Source organism: Roseibium marinum (assembly GCF_002906165.1).
Lineage (GTDB): Bacteria > Pseudomonadota > Alphaproteobacteria > Rhizobiales > Stappiaceae > Roseibium > Roseibium marinum.
Map to the genome: position 1 here is coordinate 157,284 of NZ_PPCN01000010.1, position 19,163 is coordinate 176,446.

The 19,163-nt window shown below is 61.0% G+C and carries 9 protein-coding genes; 6 read left to right on the forward strand and 3 right to left on the reverse strand.

All coding sequences use genetic code 11. From position 1 onward, the window contains the following. Positions 1–270: 270 nt before the first annotated feature. Positions 271–1,335, reverse strand: a complete 1,065-nt coding sequence (dctP, locus tag CLV41_RS20445; RefSeq protein ID WP_170107265.1) for a TRAP transporter substrate-binding protein DctP — start codon at positions 1,333–1,335, stop codon at positions 271–273. Between the two features lie 243 nt (positions 1,336–1,578). Here dctP and CLV41_RS20450 point away from each other — a divergent pair, with 243 nt between their 5' ends. The 6 genes from CLV41_RS20450 to CLV41_RS20475 all read left to right on the forward strand — a co-directional run bounded on the left by CLV41_RS20450 (position 1,579) and on the right by CLV41_RS20475 (position 9,011). Then, on the forward strand, positions 1,579–3,525 hold the full coding sequence (locus CLV41_RS20450) for a TRAP transporter large permease (RefSeq protein ID WP_146048614.1): 1,947 nt from the start codon (positions 1,579–1,581) through the stop codon (positions 3,523–3,525). A 298-nt stretch (positions 3,526–3,823) separates the two neighbouring features. Beyond that, positions 3,824–4,660, forward strand: a complete 837-nt coding sequence (locus CLV41_RS20455; protein ID WP_146048615.1) for an AraC family transcriptional regulator — start codon at positions 3,824–3,826, stop codon at positions 4,658–4,660. A gap of 72 nt (positions 4,661–4,732) precedes the next feature. Then, entirely contained in the window at positions 4,733–5,731 is a 999-nt protein-coding gene (locus CLV41_RS20460) for a TAXI family TRAP transporter solute-binding subunit (protein ID WP_103224284.1), read from the forward strand. A 66-nt stretch (positions 5,732–5,797) separates the two neighbouring features. After that, positions 5,798–7,633 carry a TRAP transporter permease gene (locus CLV41_RS20465; RefSeq protein ID WP_170107266.1) on the forward strand — a complete coding sequence of 612 codons (1,836 nt, stop codon included), beginning with the start codon at positions 5,798–5,800 and terminating at the stop codon, positions 7,631–7,633. A gap of 30 nt (positions 7,634–7,663) precedes the next feature. After that, positions 7,664–8,542, forward strand: coding sequence for a PhzF family phenazine biosynthesis protein (locus CLV41_RS20470; RefSeq protein WP_103224286.1), 879 nt, complete (start codon positions 7,664–7,666; stop codon positions 8,540–8,542). A gap of 1 nt (position 8,543) precedes the next feature. Further along, the gene (locus CLV41_RS20475) at positions 8,544–9,011 is read left to right on the forward strand and encodes a RidA family protein (protein ID WP_170107267.1); all 468 of its coding nucleotides are present in this window, start codon (positions 8,544–8,546) and stop codon (positions 9,009–9,011) included. Between the two features lie 260 nt (positions 9,012–9,271). Here the strand turns inward: CLV41_RS20475 and CLV41_RS20480 are convergent, their stop codons facing one another. Then, positions 9,272–10,144, reverse strand: coding sequence for a transglutaminase family protein (locus tag CLV41_RS20480; protein ID WP_103224288.1), 873 nt, complete (start codon positions 10,142–10,144; stop codon positions 9,272–9,274). A gap of 216 nt (positions 10,145–10,360) precedes the next feature. After that, positions 10,361–18,958, reverse strand: a complete 8,598-nt coding sequence (locus tag CLV41_RS20485; protein ID WP_103224289.1) for a GH36-type glycosyl hydrolase domain-containing protein — start codon at positions 18,956–18,958, stop codon at positions 10,361–10,363. Positions 18,959–19,163: the final 205 nt, after the last annotated feature.

A 19,163-nucleotide genomic window follows, 5' to 3' on the forward strand; every position in this document is an offset into this window, starting at 1 on the left:
GTCGCAATATCAAAACGGTATGGGCAAGGGCGGTTATCAATTCCGGCCTGCTCTCCACCGAAGCGCCTCCTTCGGTAGCCTCAAGCCGTGCGGCATCGATTGCGATGGCTCCAATCACGGCACCTACCAGTTCAAAAACCTCGACTATATGCTCACCTTCGGTCTGTAAGCGGGAGCAAGAGGTTGGCCGATCGTTCGCTGTTGAAGTAATTGCCATAAGGCAGAACAGGTAGAGGAGCACCCGGCGGCTTGGCCGGGTGCTCGTGTTTTTTATTTGCCCAAGGCTCGGCGCGCCTTTTCCACATAGGATTTACCGTCGAACCCAAGTTCCTCGGCGCGATCGTAGAAGGACTGGTATGCCGCTGCCGAATATTCTTCGGCTGTCACACGGTCCACTTCGGATTGGGGAGCGGTCCACAATTCAATGCCGTTTTCTCGCATTTCATCGATAGCCGTGTCCACGTTTGCATAGAAGTCGTAGAGCGCTTCATGCTGAAGATCGTCCATTTCGGCGCGAATTGCGGTCCGCAGATCTTCGGGGATTTCTTCCCAAATGTCCTTGTTGACAATCACAACCCACCCGGTGATCGGTCCGATCTTCCAATTCTGTACATTGGGGGCCACACGCCAGTATTCTTGCCCGTTCCCGTAACAGGTTGACGTGAACAGTCCGTCGATCACCCCTCGTTGCAACGCCGAGGGGACTTCCGACAAGGGCAAGGGTGCCGGCTTGGCGCCAATCGCATCCAGCAAGGATGCGGTTTGCGGATTGTGGACGCGGATTTTCTTGCCCACGAAGTCTTCCAGGGTGTGAATGGGCTCCTTGGAGAACAGAGCCTGGCTGCACCAGGCTCCTTCGGCGAGAACCACCGAATTCCATTTCTCCTCCCACAATTGCTTGACATCGTCGAACCAGAACGACTCACCCAGATAGGAATACTCCGCCATGTTGTTGATCAGATTGGGGAGGTTGAAAACGCCGAGCCGCGGCTCATCTGCGGCCAGATAAGTATGTAGCGCGCCCGACATGGGTACGCGCCCGGCTTTCACAGCCGCTGTGATCTGGGTGCCGCCGACAAGCGAGTCGTTCAAGGTGACTTTCACCTTGCCGCCCGTCGCGCGTTCAAAACGTTCGGGCACCTGGTTCATCATTTTCAGATAGAGCGAGTTGGGCGTCGATAGAATGCCCATGGTCAGGTCAAATTCCTGCGCATGGGCACTCCCGCCGAATTGCAGAGCTCCGGTAAAGGTAACTGCGGCTATGGCGGCTATGGATGCGTGGCGAACTGCTTCAAAGCGACCCATTGGCCGATTGCTGTTCTGCTTGTCTTTCATGTCTTTCCTCCCTTGATTTTCACGATCGCGCATGGTCTACCATGCTAACAATAAGGCGATAATACAATCATATATATTCATTGCAATGGCAACATTGGTTTGATAGTTCCTCAAGGAGCAGATGGTGTCTGAACGGCGGGGGATGTTTTGAGCGAATTGGATCGGGATTCCAGCCGGAGCAAGCCTTCCGGCATCGTGAAATCGATAGATCTGGTCACCACCGTCACAGGTGTGATCAGCGCGTTGGCGCTGCTGGTGATGACCGCGATCGTATGCTTCGAAATTTTCTCCAGATATGTGCTCAACGAGCCAACCTACTGGGGAACGGACATAGCGACCTATTTGCTGGTTGGCATGACGTTTATGGGATTGGCCCAGGCGCAAAAAGCGGGCGCTCACGTTCAGGTCGAACTGCTGATTGGCGCTGTCTCTGATGAGTGGCGGAAGCGCCTTGAAATTTTTGCCAACTGGCTCGGTTTGATTTTCGTCATATTTGCCGGCTGGCAGATGGCGGCATTCAACTACGCGGAGTATGTCAACGATACCCGCGACTGGGGATTGCTCGGTACACAGCAATGGATTCCCGAACTTTTTGTCTCGCTGGGCTATCTGGCTTTCTTCTGGGCCATACTCGCCGATATTTTCAGAATCAGCGCGGCGCCGCGACTAAGGGAAAATATTATCGTATTGAGCGTTCTGGCGCTGTTCACCGCGCTTTTGCTGCTTGGGCCGGACACTGTACGCATCGATAAATTCAGGGTCGATATCGGATCTGTGGCCATTATCGCCTTTGCCGTCTGCTCCGCCTTTGTTCTGAACGGCTCACGCATGTTTCTTGCCCTTCTGGCAAGCATCGTCGCGGTGGGACTGGCGTTCGCCTTCGCCAAGGGTGCGGGGCTCGTCGTGATCGGACTGATGCTGGTCGCGACACTGTTCGTACTTCTGATTATCGGCGTCCGTGTCGCGCTCACCCTCGGCATTGCAGGTCTGCTCGGACTGATGTTTCTGCTGCCCAGCCCGCAATTGTCGCTATTGGCCGAGCGGTCCTGGAACAGCGTCAATACCTTCACGCTAACGGCGGTGCCGATGTTCGTGCTCATGGGGGCATTGCTCATAAGGAGCGGGGTGACCAAAGAACTTTTCGACGCATTAACGCGCTGGTTCGGGCGTACGCCGGGCGGCATCGCTCACGCCACGGTTGGCGCATCCGCTGTCTTTGCCGCCGTCTCCGGTTCAAGTCTGGCAACCGCGGCCACCATGGGCAAGGTCGCCTGTCCCGAGATGACCTCCCGGGGGTATGGCACGCGGCTGACATATGGCGTTGTCGCCGCCGGGGCTACGCTGGGCATTCTGATTCCGCCCAGCATCGCCATGATCATCTACGGCACCAACGTGGGCGTGCCGGTCCCCCAGCTGTTTATTGCAGGTGTCATTCCAGGTCTGATACTGAGCCTCGGCTTTATGGCCTGCGTCACCGCCTGGTCGTTCGTGTGCCCGGGGGCAACACCGCGCGGCGAAGCCTATAGCATTGGAGAGAAAATCGGCGGTTCTCTGTCGATCCTTCCGTTCCTGCTGGTTATCGCGGTCGTGCTCGGCTCGCTCTATGCCGGCGTTGCGACGCCGAGCGAGGCTGGCGGCGTTGGCGCGGCAGCGTCTCTTGTGATCGCTCTTTACCGCCGCTCACTGTCCTGGCGCGGCCTGTACCTGACAGCGATCGAGACGGTTCGCATCACCTCGTTTCTTCTGCTCATCGTGGTCGGCGCCGCCATCATGAGTTGGGTCTTCGACTTCCTGCGCATTCCCAAAACACTCGTCGGGCTCGTCGAAGGCGCTGATCTGGCCCCATGGCTGGTCGTTGCGATCATTGCGGCGGTCTATGTGGTTCTGGGCATGTTCATCGAATCCATCTCGATGATGCTGATGACATTGCCGGTGACGTTCCCGATCATGATGTCCATCGGCGTCGACCCGCTATGGTTCGGCGTCTTTCTGGTGGTCATGATAGAACTGGGACTGGTTACGCCCCCGGTGGGGATCATCCTGTTCATCCTGCGCGGTGTGGCTGGGGATGTGCCCGTCAAGGAAATCGTCTACGGCGTTATCCCGTTCGTCGGCGTTATTCTCACTTTTCTGGTGTTGATTTATCTAGTGCCCGATATCGTGCTTTGGCTGCCCAACAAGCTGCAATAAGCGATCGTCATGCGTTTCCATGCATGACAGCCGGCATGGGCTGTTCAGCCTTCGTAACTGAAGTTGGCTTCGCCGATCATGACCTCCCTGCCTCAAAATCAGGGAGGGAAGGCGTCCACAATTCCAGGGCCGATTCAGTCAATTTCGGCAAGGTTGCATGCACATCGTGTTTCCGGCGCACCGCACTGGCTGACGCGCCGAAAGGAGGGACGAACAGGCACCTGAGAAGTTTTGATGACGCCTGCAGCGAGAATAGTTAGTATGAGTCCGTACCCTGGACTGGCTCCGAGAACTGCTTTTGGTTGATCTTGCAAATATAGATGTGGCGACATCCATCTGGTCAGACACGTCTGACTATCAGACGCAACAGCATGCGCATCGCGACCATGCCATGATTTTGTTGCCGATGGCGGGGACAATGACCATCAACGACGAGGTCATGGGGACGCGCCGACTGATTGAGCCCAGCTATTTCTACTATGTGGAGGCGGGGCTATCTCACAACACGCGCGCCAATCGAAGTCGTCAGGAGCACATCGCCGTATACGTGAACTCAGAATGGCAGGATTTCCTGAAATCCACGCACAGGGACAATTTCTCGCAGCACAAACGCTCGGGAATCTGGAATTTGAGCAAGACAGGCGTGGGCTTGGCAAGAATTCTGGCGCGCAAGCAATACGAAACCGAACCGGACCCGTTGAACCATTCTAACCGCTTGGTTTTGTTGCTGGCTGAAGATTGTCTCATGAAAGTGCAAATGTCAGAGCCGCAATTGCTCGGGCACCCGGACGAACATGGTACCGTTCTTGTTCGTGAAGCTATTGATCGTATTCGCGCAAATCTGGCAAACCCGCTGTCGCTCGAACAAATCGCCGGGGAGCTTGAAATCTCCCGGCGCCAATTCACCCGTCTGTTTCGTAAGAGAACGGGTAGGTCGTTTGCGGAATTCGTGCGGGCGGAACGGTACCGGGAAGCAGCCCGTCTGTTGCGTGACACAGGATGGTCAATTCAGCAGATTGCCTTCCAGGTCGGAATTGACAATTCCGCAAACTTTGCGACCGGATTTCAACGAGAAATCGGGGATACGCCATCTTCATATCGCGCCAAATCCGCTTTGGCCCGCCAGCAAAACTGATCTGGCCCGCATTCAAAAGCATTGGATTTTGTCTCGTGTAACCTGAGAGAAGGTTTAACACGGAGGCATTTAATGCTTAAAAAACAATTCTTTACCGCTGCAATTCTGTTCAGCGCACTTTCTGTCGTACCCACGATAGCAGATGACAATGTCACTTTGGCAACAGCGTCGTCCGGCGGCTCCTACTACCCGGTTGGTGTTGCACTGGCCACGATCGTCACAGAAAAGCTTGCGGACAAGGGCATTCGCCTTTCACCTATCACCACTGCGGGGTCGGCTGAAAATGTCGATTTGGTGCGTGGCAATGAAGCTCCCATGGCAATCATGATGGGTCTTTATGGTCGCGACGGCTTTACTGGCACCGGGACAAGAGAAGGCCGCCCGGCCGTCACCAATCTGCGCTCAATTGCCTCGCTCTGGCAAAATTACGAGCAATTCGTCATCCGTGCGGACAAAGTCAAATCCGGCGATCTCTCCGATTTGACACAGCTGGGTTCCCAGTTTTCCGTGGGGCCGCGCAACAGCGGTACAGAAGGAACATCGAGGATCGTGCTCGGGGCGGTCGGTGTGGACGTCAATCACGACTTCCTTCCGGTAAACATGAAATATGCCGCTGCGGCTGAGGCGTTCCAGAACAACCGTTTGGGAGGCCTGAGCGCATCTGGTGGCATCCCGACCCCGTCTGTGTCGCAGTTGTTTGTCACATCCGGCGATGACATGCGCCTCCTCAAGGTTACCGATGAGCAGCTTGAGAAAATCAGCGAGGCATCTGGTGGGTTGTTTACGCGGGCGATCATTCCGGTTGGTACATATCAGGGCCAGACCGATGCCGTTGAGACGCTCAAGCAACCCAATTTCATGGCTGTGAGCGCCGACCTGTCGGATGACACGGTTTATGAAATCACCAAAGTGATGTTTGAAAACCTTGATCAGCTCAAGGCCGCACACTCTGCCGCCGCTGCAATCAATCTCGAGACAGCAATGGATGGGTTGCCGGTTCCGTTGCACCCCGGAGCGATCCGCTTTTACGAAGAAAAGGGCATGACTGTCCCCGACGCCTTGCGTCCTTGATAACGCGGGAAAATGCGGGCTTGGGGCCGGGCGCTTGCGTCCGGCCTTCAATACGGGAGAGAGGCAATGATCACTATTTTAAGAAAATCCTGGGATATTCTCGCATTGGCGGCCATTGCGCTGCACATCGGCTGCAATCTGTTCTTCATTACCTCCGATACATTCCTGAACGCCTGGCATCTGTCGATTGTCCTTGGGCTCGGGTATTCAGGGTTTGCGATTGCCGGTAATGCGACGAATTTCAGGCGGATAAGAGACATCGCGCTCGCCGTGTGCGGGTTCGCGGTTGGAATCTATTTTCTACTTTTTGAAGATGCGGTCTTTGAGCGCTTTGAACTGACGCTCGCCGATCAGCTGGTTGCCCTGGCAGCCGTGATTTTGGTGCTGGATTTGACACGCCGGGTGACAGGTTGGGTCATTCCGGTCATCGCCTTGACGCTGCTCGCTTATGTCATGTATCTGGGCAAGTACATGCCGGGATTGTTTTATTTTGGCGGGCTCTCGGAATACCGCATGGCATTCCGCATGTTTTGGCAGGATGGCGCGCTGCTCGGGTCAACGACCACTATTTCCGCCACCATTATTTTCATGTTCGTGCTGTTGAGCACTCTTATGCGCGCTGCAGGGGCAACGCAGTTTCTGATATCCGGTGCGCTTCGACTGATGCGCCATGTCCCCGGCGGGTCGGCGCATGTCGCTGTGCTCTCCAGTGCCCTGATGGGAACTGTGAGCGGCAGTGCGGTGGCGAATGTTGCGGGCACGGGAACGATTACAATTCCGCTAATGAAGCGCGCGGGTCTTTCAAAGGAGTTTGCTGGCGGCGTTGAAGCCGCCGCGTCTACCGGTTCGCAGCTCGTGCCGCCCATCATGGGTGCTGGCATCTTCATCATGTCGGACTGGATCGGCGTCCCATACACCGAACTGGTACTGATTTCGATTATTCCGGCCATCCTCTATTTTCTGTCCATTTCAGTGAACATTCATCTCTCGCTCAAGCGGGATGGCCTGCTCAACGCAGAGCAGACTCTGGATGAGCTTGAGCCGGTTCGGTGGACCGAGGGCCTCGCCTTCCTGATGCCGATCATTTTGTTGGTGGCACTTCTGGTGGTGGGATATTCGCCTGTGTATGCGGCTGGCTGGGCTTGCGGGACGGTTGTTGTGGCCAGTTTCGCGACCAGATATCCGCTCTGGCCAACACGTTGGCTGGCCATCGCTCAAGAAGCCGTTCAAACCATGATTCCGACCGCGATCGTGCTGATATGCGCGGGCATTATCGTCGTGTGCGTCGAGACATCTGGACTGGTTGTCGCAATGGCGCAGTCGCTCGCCATTCTTGGCAACGGGAATACACTGCTGATCATAGGCATTATTGCAATCATCTCCCTGTTTTTGGGAATGGGCCTGCCAGTTACCGCGTCTTATATAATTGTCGCCAGTTTCGGTGCGCCGGCTCTCATTTCCCTGGGCATCAGTCCTGTTGCGGCGCATATGGCGATTTTCTGGCTGAGTCAGGATTCATTATTGACGCCACCCGTATGTCTGGCGGCTTTTGCGGCAGCCGGCATCGCTGGTGGCAACCCTGCCAAAACCGGCGTTATGGCGATGGTGCTCGGCAAAGGCCTCTATATCGTGCCGCTATTGTTTGTCTTCCACGGCCTGCTGTTCGACAGGGGAGTGGAGGCCGCAATGGTTGCGACGGTAGCCGGAACAGCGATCATCGTGTTCTTTGCGATGTCTTTTACCGGCATGGCTAGAGATCGGCTTGGTGTCGTCGCGCGTGCTTTGTTGGCGTGCGCCGCGGGGTTTGTGTTGTGGCCAATGTGGCAAATTCAACTGGCCGGTGCGGTTCTGGGGGCTGGCGCGGTTGGAATGAACGCGCTCCATCGTCGCCGTCTCGCTTAACAAAAATAATCATCCTTGGAGAATTGCATCATGCCGACAGCGGTCGTCGTACGCGTATTTCCGTGCTCCGCAGCCGGAGGAAATCCCGCACCTATTGTTCTGGATGCGTCAAAGATGTCCGGTGAGGAAATGCGTATGATCGCGGAGGCAAGCGGCCATGAAAGCGGATTTGTCGTCTCATCGAATATGACCGGCGGTAGCGATTTTCACTTCCGTTATTTTGTGCCGAACCACGAAATGGAAATGTGCGGCCACGCGACAATCGGTGCCTTGTGGCTGCTGCGCGACGCTGGCCGAATTGCAAATACGGAAGTCGCGATCGAAACGTTAAGCGGCCGGATCGATGCAATCGTGCCGCCAGAAGGTCCGATTTCCATTTCACAGCCCGCTGGAGACGTCGCGGTCGTGTCTGAAGTGAATAAACGGCTTGTGTGTGAGGTTCTGGGTGTTGAACCGGGAGCACTGTGCGAGACAACGCTGCTCAATGCCCGCACGAGCCGCGTGAAAACACTGATAGCTCTTGCTCGTCCGGAGCAGTTGCATGCGCTTGATCCGGATTTTTCGCGCATTGAGAATGTCTGCGACATCATTGGCTCCACCGGTCTTTATCCAATTGCCATGGGCAATGAGGCAGGGGTGGTCCACGCGCGGCAATTTCCAAAATCCTCTGGCTACCCCGAGGATGCGGCAACAGGCATAGCAGCTTCCGCTCTGGCGTTTGGATTGCTGCACTGGGGCCGGGCGGTACCCACAGATCTCGTTCGTGTATTCCAGGGGGAGGCCATGGGGCGGGCTTCGGAAATACTGGTAAGTTTCGAGCGCGATGGCGAAGCGGTCAGGCGCTGTTGGATTCACGGGTCCTGCACGTTGGATGACGGCAAAATCGCCTCACTTGGAAAGGCAAATTGACGTGTCAAAGATAGAAAAGCGTCTGGCCGAAATGGGCTTGCGCCTGCCTGAAACACCAAAAGCCAATGGTCTATACGAGGTCTTTCACGTTGAAGGAAATGTGCTGTTTACTTCCGGGCAGTTGTCGCGTGGTGAGCATGGCGTGATCGGCGGTTGCCTTGCCAAAGATGAGCCGCTCGACCTGGCGCAGGAAGCTGCGCGTATTTGTGTTTTACGCTGCTTGGCTGTGGTTAAAGCAGCCGCAGGCAGCCTGGATCTGGTGGAACAATGTATCAAGGTCAATGGCTTTGTCGCCGCTCACCCGGACTTCACCATGCACTCGAAAGTCCTGGATGCCGCGTCCGAGTTGCTTCTGGAAATATTTGGTGACCGCGGACGACACGTGAGAACAGCGGTCGGTGTGCCAAGCCTGCCCGGCGGTGGCCTGGTCGAACTGGAGATGAGCGTCAGGCTTTCCGAGGCAACGTAACTCCAGTCTCCTCGCAAAGCCCCGAATGGACAACCTGTTGAAAGCTCACATTTAGAGCCCTCCAGAGATCAGCAAATCTTCAATCGGGCGCGATTGAAGGTCTGAAAGTTTAACGGTTTCAAAGTGTTGGAGCATTCCGGTTCATCTGAATGCGGATGCTCCAGGGCCGCGCCGACCGCGGTTGGAGGATGCGGGAGCCTTTGGTCTGAGGTCTCCATGTGCCGCATCGTCCGAGTATAAAGCCGGGCGGTGTTGCCCGATCATTCATCAAGTACCGTGTGATACACCTCGACCGACATTCCTGACAGAGCGTTCCGGGGCCCCGAAAAACTGCCGGCAACGGGGACGACCTGGTGAATGCCGCGGGCGACGGCGACGGGGATGAGATTTTTCGACCCGACGCTCTGGTTGGTGGGATCGAATGCGACCCAACCCGCGCCGGGTACAAAGACTTCGGCCCAGGCATGGGTGGAGCCTGCACCTTCATGGCCGACAAGACGCTTTTCAGGATCGAACAGGTAGCCCGAGACGATACGGGCCCCCAAGCTGAGGATTCGCGCGGCTTCCGCGAACAGGACCGCGAAGTCGCGACATGATCCTGATCCGAGCGAGAGGGTTTCCAGCGGCGTTTGCGTGCCCTCCATATCGCGGCTTTGATAGGCGATCCGGGCGGAAACGCCATTGGCGATGTCCTTCAGCAGGGACAACGTGTCCGTCGGACGCTGAAGGACGAATCCCTCGACCCATTGGGACAGCCGGCCTTCCGTGTCTGGGAATTGCAGCGCGGCAAGCGCTCCGAGATCGGTCCAGTCGTCGTTGGAATAGAGGAACGGGTAGTTGATAGCCTCGGCGGCAATGGCGAAAACCGGCCAGACCGATGCGGTGAGTTCAACTGTTGCGCGACTTTCGACAATCAGATGATCGGTTGCCGCGTTGAATTGTGCTGTTGCGACCGCGTTGCCCGCCACGTCGTGCGCCCAACTGATCGTGGCCTGCGGTGTCACGGTGAGATCGTGGGATACCAGCCGCAGATCGCGCGCTTCACGCGGGCGCAGCATCATCCGGTGAGGCCCAAGCAAGACCGGCTGCCGATAACGGTATTCTGTCTTGTGATATGTACTCAATCTTGTCATCGAATGTTCCCGACGGTTCGGGTGGAGAGAGTGGCACCTGGTGACGTCAGCAAAACCTGGTCACACCGAACCACCCTGGCTCGGGATGACCGGCTGAATTTGCCTTTTTTAATTCATAGCATCTTTGCCGGATTTATTGATCGCGTAGGCAATCCATAAAATGCCGGGACTGAACACCTGGCGCCGACAAGGAGCGCGGTGCGGCCAGCAATGTCTTCATCGCTCCGGCGGGGCCTGTGTTGGCGGAGTAGGGCTGAGGCCAAGCACCAGATCGTGCGGGGCACCATCGAGCGGCAGAAACAGCTCTTGATCGGGTGTGATAGCCAGTCCGTCAAGCGTTGCCATGGCCTGATCCATGTGCGCCACCCGAATGCTGCATAAGGTGCCCGCCACCCGCAATCTTATCGAAAAGCCCGGCCAGTCCGCGGGAATATTGGGGGCGACCCGCAACCGGTCGCCGTCACGGGTTATGCCGAGGATGCCCTCGATCGCCGCGCGGTGCATCCAGGCGGCAGACCCGGTATACCAGCTCCAGCCACCACGCCCGACATGCGGGGCGACGGAATAGACATCGGCGGCCACGACATAGGGTTCGGCCTTGTAGCGCCGAATAGCCTCGGGTGTGCGCGCATGGTTGATCGGGTTGATCAAATCGAAAAGTTCGGCGGCGCGGTCGCCACGCCCCAGCCGTGCCCAGGCGAGGATCGCCCACATTGCCGCATGGCTGTATTGCCCGCCATTCTCACGCAGCCCCGGCGGATAACCCGCGATATAGCCGGGATCGTGGGTCTCGGGATCGGTGCCGGCGCCGAAGGGGGGCGTAAACAGCAACGACAGGCCGTCGTCGCGGCGCACGAGATGCTGGTCGAGCGCCGCCATGGCTTGTGTCGCGCGCGCGGGATCCGCCTGTCCCGAAAGAACCGCCCAGCTTTGCGCGATCGAGTCGATGCGGCAAGCCGGGCACTGCGCCGATCCCAACCACGTGCCATCGTCGAAGGTCGCCCGCCGGTACCAATCGCCGTCCCAGGCATTGGCCTCGATGGACTGGCGCAGGGTTTCAGCGCATTCGCGCCAGCGCCGTGCGAGAGCAGGGTCGCGCGGTTCGGCCAGCGGTGCGAACGCCAGCAGCGTCTGCAGCAGCAGCCAGCCCAGCCAAACGCTTTCGCCGCGCCCCTCAGCGCCCACGCGGTTCATGCCGTCGTTCCAGTCGCCGGTGCCGATCAGTGGCAATCCATGCTGTCCGGTCAGTGTCAGGGCACGGTTCAGTCCCAGCGCACAGTGATCGAAAAGCGTCGCGCTTTTGCCCGCATCGTCCGGCAGGAAAAAGGCATCATGCTCGCCCTCGCCGAGGCGATGGCCGTCGAGGAAGGGGACCTGTTCGTCAAGCACCGCAGCGTCCCCCGTGCTGGCCACATAGGCGGCGGCGGCGTGACCCAGCCAGACGCAATCATCCGAGATGCGTGTGCGCACGCCCTGCCCGGAATGGGGCAGCCACCAATGCTGGACGTCGCCCTCCTCAAACTGACGGGCCGCGGCGCGCAGCAGATGCGCGCGGGTGCGCGCGGGCCGGGTCAGCGTCAGCGCCATATTGTCCTGCAACTGATCGCGGAAGCCATAGGCCCCGCTCGCCTGATAAAAGGCTGCACGCGCCTCGATCCGGCAAGCCAGGGCTTGATAGGGCAGCCAGCCGTTGACCATAATGTCCATCGCCCGGTCGGGAGTTTCGATCTGAAGATCCCCCAGGGTGTCGTCCCAGTAACTTTGCACCTCCGCCAGGGCCGCGTGCGGGTCGGCAGAGCGCAGTCGCTGTATCATTGCGACAGCCGACGCTGCGGTGGGGCATTGGCCGAGCAGATGCACAAGCTCGACGCTCTCGCCGGGGCCAAGTGTGACGGCCTTCATCAACGCAAGGCATGGATCGAGTCCGGCGCCAAGCTGCCCCGACAGCGTCACGAGGCGTAGCAGTCCGGCGGGCGCGGCCGTGCTGCCGCCAGATCCCAGAAATTCGGTGCGATCGCCCGTCCAGTGCTCGGCCGCTCCGTCGGGGGCGAACAGCGCGGCAAACATTACTCGGTCGGGGAAGGCTGTGTTCCATGGGTTGCACACCAGCAACGCGCCGGTATCGGCGTCGCGGGAGCTCACGAGGAACGGCGCGGAGGCGGCGCGCGACAGGCCCATCACCGGCTCGCTATAGGCGGCAATGCTGAGTCGACGCCGCTTTTTGCCGGTATTGCTCAAACGCAGCACCGAGACCCGCACCGGGTCCTCGCGCGGCACGAACTGAACGAGATCACACGCGATGCCATCGGCCTGATGCTCGAACCGGCTGTAGCCGAACCCGTGACGCGCGATGTGCAGACCGGCGTCGCTCCCGGTCTCGCTCAGCGGGCGCGCCGTCGGCGAGACAAGCGCGCCGCTGTCGTCGTCGCGGATATAGAAGGCTTCGCCGGCCGGGTCCGCCACGGCGTCGTTGGACCACGATGTCAGTTGATTGTCGCGGCTGTTCTCAGCCCAGGTGAAGCCGCTGCCGCTGGCCGAGACCTGAAAACCGAAGCCGGGATTTGCGATGACGTTGATCCAGGGCGCGGGGGTGGTGTCTTCCGGCCCAAGCTGGATCACATATTCCCGCCCATTTCGGTCGAAACCGCCCGTGCCGTTGAAGAATTCGAGCCCATCGCCATTTGCCCGAGGGACCGCCGGGCCAAGGTCTGCGGCGCGTTTGTCTCCCGCCCGCGCGCCGGTGCGCTTGCCCGGGTCAGGGCGCGCATTCGCGGCGGCGGTTTCCGCGAGGGAGACAGCTGGATCGTGGAGCAGCGTGACAAGCTGGCTGCCGATGTCACCGCGCCGTGCCAGCATCACCACGCGTGCAGCGGACAGAAGCTGTGCCCGCGCCTCGGGTGAGATCAGGTCGGAACGCAGCGTGAACACCGCTCCCCGGGCCTGCTGTTCGCCGGTGCGTGGCCGGGAATGGCTGCTGCGCAAGGCGGTGTCGATGGCGGCCTGCAGGTCCTTCACATAGGAGGCCGGATGTTCGTTGAGGATGACCAGATCCACGGCCAGCTGTCTGTTGGCCCAGTATTCATGGGCCTGAAGCAGGGTGCGGACCTGACGGATGTCGGCGGGATCGTCGATGCGCAGCAACACAATCGGCAGATCGCCCGAGATCGCCAGCGGCCACAGCCCCGACTGATGCCCGCCACCTCGCGCCAGCACGGCGGCGGCCGGGCGGAAACGGGCGTCGTGATAGAGGATCGGGGCGGCCAGGCGTTGGAAATCGGCGGCCTCGTTCGGAGAGATGCCGAGATGGCGCAACTGCACCTGCGCCTGCGTCCAGGCCAGGGTCCGCGCGCGGTCATAGGCGTTGCGGTCGTGGTGACGATCAATCAGGTCGATCAACGCCTCGCGGCTGCCGGCGGCCACCATCCAGACCATCAGCCGCGCGGTGCGCCCCGGTGCGATATGCAGCCTGTTGCGCAGGCAAAAGACCGGGTCGAGGATCGTGCCCGTGCGCCCTGCCAGCGGGGCAGGATCATTGATGTCACGCGGTTGCGTCTGCGCATTGTCGCGGCCATGTGCGGTCAGGCGGTCGCTGTCGTACTGCAGAGGGGCTATCGTCTCGCCCTCGATGACGGTGAACTGCGCGGCCCAGATCTCGGGCTCTTCCGGGTTGCGCCGGCGGCGCCAGGCAATCAGCGCGCCGTATTCAGGCAGGAATTCGGTCTGTACGAACATCCGCGAAAAGGCCGGATGCGCCGCTTCTGAAGCCGGTGCGGCCAGCGTCAGCTCGACATAGGAGGTGATATCCAGCTTGCAGGGTTTGCGCCCCGAATTGGTAACCGAGAGGCGGCGCACCTCGGCATCCGCCTCACCCGAGACGAGGATGTCGAGCATCGTGTCCAGCCGTCCCCTCCGGGCGGTGAACGTCGTGTGATCCTCGAAGAACTGCACATCCTGCTGGGTGGCTGCCGTTTCTGAACGACAGGGGCCGAAGCTTTGCTCCGTCCCGTCTGACAGGTCGCGCAGGTGCAGATAGGCGCCCTGGTCGTCGCGCGTGGCGTCTTCGCGCCAACGGGTCAGCGCGATGTCGCCCCAGCGGCTGTAGCCGCCCCCTGTTGCGGTCAGCATCACCGCATGACGCCCGTTCGACATCAGGTGGCTGACCGGCGGTCCGCTCGGACAGCCGGCGATCCGGCGACCCCGCTCAGCATCCGAGGGCAAGGTGCTGGGCACCGAGGGCTCATCGAGCGGGGGCAGTGCGCGGGCGATGTCGCGTGGCAGACGTTCGTGCAGCAGCAACTCGCAGGCATGGATCATCGGCTCTCGGTGGAACCTCTGGCGCATCAACCCGTCTGTCAGCGTATTGGCGATCGCCACGATGGTCATGCCCTGATGATGCGCCATGTAGCTTTGCACCACCGAAACGCGCTGACCCGGCAGCACCCGGCCGGGAGTGAAGTCCAGCGCCTCGTAGAAGCCGAACTCGCCGAGGCCGCCAATAGCCTCCAGCGCGTCGTAGTTGCGCCGCGCTGCGGCGGGGTCGAGCATCGTTGCAAGCCCGGTGGCATAGGGCGCGATCACCAGATCGCCGGCAAGGCCGCGCTTCAACCCAAGCCCCGGCACACCGAAGGTGGAATACTGGTAGGTGAATTCGACATCCCGCGCGTTGAAGCCGGATTCGGAGATGCCCCAGGGCACACCTTGCGCGCGCGCGTAGGCGATCTGGCGTTCGACCACCAACCGGCAGGTGCGGCCAAGCTGGCCGGCCTGGGGTTCGTTCATCACCAGTTCCGGCATCAGATATTCGAACATCGATCCGGCCCACGACACCAGCGCCGTGCCGCCCCGCACTGCCGTCGCGGCGCGGCCCAGACGGAACCAGTGGCGCAGGGAGACATCCTGTTTCGCAATGGCGAAGAGGCTCGCCAGACGGGCCTCGGAGGCGAGCAGGTCGTAGCAGGACGGATCGAGCGCGTTTTCATGCACCGAATAGCCGATGGAGAGCAGCTTGCGCTCGGGATCGAGCAGAAAGGTGAAATCCATTTCAATGGCCAGCCGGCGCGCGGTGTGGCCAAGCTGGCCCAGATGCGCGGCCAGTTCGGCCTCTTCGGTTTTGGTTGCGGCGGCATCGGCGGCGGCCTCGGCCAGCCCCTCGCGCAGCAAAGACAGCCATGACGCATCGACGGTGCCTGGCTGCCGTCGCTCCCGCGCGGGGCTTTCGGCCTTGGCGGCGAGCCGCTGCAGGAAAGGCCAGCTGATCTCGGTCTGGTTCAGCCCCTCGCGCAGCAAAAGGATCGTCTCTGCGAGAGACGGATCGGCCGCACCGTCGGGCAGGGCGGACTCGTCCTGTGCCAGATCCAGCAGGTCGGCCAGCCCCAGCGCCCTGCGCCGCTGGTCGAGGGCGGGCACTTCTGCCCATTCCTCGCAGGCATTGGCCAGCGCGATCAGATGCCCGGCCAGATTGCCGCTGTCCACCGACGAAATGTAGGGTGGGTCGAGGACCCGGCCGTCCCTTGTGTCGTACCAGTTGTAGAAATGCCCGTTGAGACGCGGAAGCGCCTCCAGCGCGCCAAGGGTGTCAGAAATTCTCCCGGCGGCCTGTCTGCGCCCGATCCAGCCGAAATCGCGGGCGGTGACCGTCGCCAGCAGATAGAGCCCGATATTGGTCGGAGATGTACGGTGGGCAATTGACGGGCGCGGCTCTTCCTGAAAATTGTCGGGCGGCAGGTGACTGTCACCGGCGGTGACGAAACTTTCGAAATAGCGCCAGGTCCGGCGGGCGATCAGCCGCAGCGCCTGCGCATCCTGCGGGGTCAGCGCCGCGTCGGGCCGGGGCTTCGGCCTCTGACTGACGCGAAAGGCGATGAATGGCGCGGCAAGCCAGAGCAGGGCAAAGGGCAGTATCATCGGCAACGAAGCGGGGGAGGCCATGCCGGCCAGTCCGGCTGCGGCCAGCCCCAGCAGGATGCCGGGCGTCATGGTTCGGGCGAAACCGCGCAGGTCGGGGCGCGGCGCCTTGGAGGTGGCGGCGGCCGTTGTCCATTCCAGCAGATGCCGCCGGGAAACCGCCAGCCGCCAGAGCGTGCGCACGATGGCATCGAGCGAGCGCCAGGCGGCATCGGAAAGAAATGCCGTCGCGAGTGCGGTCTGCAGCAGTGCCAGCATCAGATCTTCGCGCACCAGCCTCAGATGCGTGCGCAGGTGCAGCCCCGCCCGGTGCGGCACAGCCGCCACCGCCGCATGCATGAACGCCGGAAGCATCAGAACCACCAAGACCAGCCCGGTCGCCAGCGCGGCGGCCTGCCCGGGCTGCAGCCAGCCCAGGATCAGCGCCACCAGGGTTGCCGGCGCCAGCAACGAGCGCCGCAGCGTATCCAGTACCTTGAGCTGTCCCAGCGCGCCCAGACCGGCCTGCGGCCGGAGCCAGGGCAGAAGCTGCCAGTCACCCCGGCACCAGCGGTGGATGCGGCGGGCGGCAAGGTCCTGCCGGTCGGGAAAGGCCTCGACCAGTTCCACATCCGAGGCAAGCCCCGCCCGCGCAAAGATGCCCTCGAGCAGATCGTGACTCAGCAGGGTGTTCTCCGGCACGCGCCCGGCCATCACCGTCTCGAAGGCGTCGAGATCGTAGATGCCCTTGCCGGTGAAGGAGCCCTCGCCGAAGAGGTCCTGATATATGTCCGACGCGGCGGCGGCATAGGGGTCCATCCCGCCCGGCCCGGATGTGGCGCGCTGAAAGGCCGTGCCGGTTCGCTCGGTGGGCAGGGAGGGGGTGACCCGCGGCTGCAGGATGGCGTGGCCCGCGCTGACCCGGCGCAGATCCGGGTCGATCACCGGACGGTTCAAAGGATGGGCCATCTTGCCGATCAGCCGCAACGCCGCGTCGCGCGGTATCCGTGTGTCGGAATCCAGCGTCAGGACATAACGCACGCCCGAAGGTACGGCGGGAGTGCGGCCATCGGCTGTACGGTAGTCGGTGTCCATTGCGCCGCGCAACAGGCGGTTCAGTTCGTGCAGTTTGCCGCGCTTGCGCTCCCATCCCATCCAGATGCGCTCGACCGGGTTGTAGCGGCGCTGACGATGCAGGTGAAGAAAACGCGCGCCGGAGGGGCCGGGTCCGTAGCGTCGGTTGAGTTCGGCAATCTCTCTACCGACCAGCTCCACAAGCGCCGCGTCGTCCGGCATGTCCTGTTGCGGCGCGTCCAACCCATCGGTCAGAAGCGCGAAGGTGACATCCCCCTGTGAACCCGACAGATAATGGACTTCCAACCCTTCGATCTGCTCGCGCAGATCGCTGGTATCGGTGAGGAGCGTCGGTACAACCAGCAGCGTGCGCAGCGAGACCGGAACACCGCCCTCGAGCGCCAGTCCCGGCAACGCGGCGGCAGGCACGGTCCAGCCGATCAGGCGGTCGACCAGAAGCTGCGCGACGGCGCTGGCGGGGATCAGTGCCGCGAGGGCCCAAAGGACCAGAAACGAGCCGGACGCATCCGTTCCCGCCAGACTGGCAAGCGCCCAAAGACCGAGCGCGAGCAGCCCAAGTGTGACACCCATGACACTGCCGGCATAGGCTGACAGGCCGGGGCGAAAGCTGATTCTCCGCCATCCACTTCGGCGAAAACCAATCTGGCGCTCAAAGGCTGTCCGGCCCTCGGCCAGCAGATGCCAGCCGGGATCGGTTCGGCGCAGGATTTCCATATCGGCGAGCGGCGCATCGGACGGTCCCGGTCCCGGTGCCGCGTTTGCGGCCTCAAGCACAAGTTCTGCCACTTGCGTTTCGCTATTGTCGCTGTGGCGGGCAAGGTCCTCGATGGCCGTGCGGTAGAGATTGCGGCTGGCGAAATCCATGACAGAGAAGCCAGGATGTGCCCGCAACCGCGCATCGACAAGGCTGACTTCTTCGAACAGAACCTGCCAGTCCATCTCGGAAATCGTCCGCAAGCTTGTGATGACGTTGCGCACCGTGACGTTGGAAGCCCCCTGACGTTCCTGGGCGTGCTGCACCACCAGATCGATGTCTGTCCCTTGCGACGCCAGACGCTCCTCGAGCCATGCGATGGCCGGAGTGCTGAGCGGATCGCAGTCACGCAGCCGTTTGGCCAGCTGCGCGGCAAAGGCTTCGGAAAGCCGGCCATCGGGGCCGTCATCCACATCAGCGAGCAGGCGGGGTTGCACGATGCCCGCGCCCAGAGACTGGTCCGCAAGATGATCGGCCGCGTGGCGCTGCGTGTGAGCCAGGCAGATCTGATCCGAGAGACGCCGCAGGTTTTCCAGCAGCACGAGGCGCAGGGTGATCGGAACGGCCCATAGCTCGCCGATGATAAGCGGCTGCACCTGTTGATAGGCACGCAGAAACCGCGACAGCGCGGGCCCGTCGAGATGGCTGTCGGTATGCGCGACATAGGCCCAGATCAACCCGAACACACGCGGATAGCCGCGAAACGGGCCATGGGCAAGCTTTGGCAGTATCCGGTAATAACTGGGCGGCAGATCGGTGCGGCATTCGCGGATCTGCGCGTCGACTTGATGGTAATTGTCGAGAAACCACTGCGCGGCGGGCACGATCGGGCGGCCGGCGGCCAGTTCGAGGCTGCAGGAGCTGCGGGCGGCCAGCAGGGCGACCGCGTTGTCGTCCAGGCGGCGCTGCAACGGAGCAACACGCGGCGGGGACGCGGAGACGATCTGTTCCCGCGCGAGGCTTATCGCGTGCTGCTCCAGCCGATCGAGGCCGAACAGCTCCGCCCGCACGGGGTTTACATCATTCCAGGGACTGACGATGTCTCGGCGAAGCAGGGACCATTCGGGCAGCCAACCGCTCATCAGAACGCCTCCGGGGTACAAAATGGCCACACACCGACCAGAGAATGCAAGGCCTTGCGCGCAAATCCGCGATGGTGGAAATATCCGCGTTGCAGTGCCGCTGCCGGAGCGGCGGCCATCCGTCCTGCAAGCGGTTCAGGCGGTGCGTTGTGCTTTCCAATTCGCTCAGAAAGACCGGCGCCGCGAAGCCCGGTCAGTTTTGTTC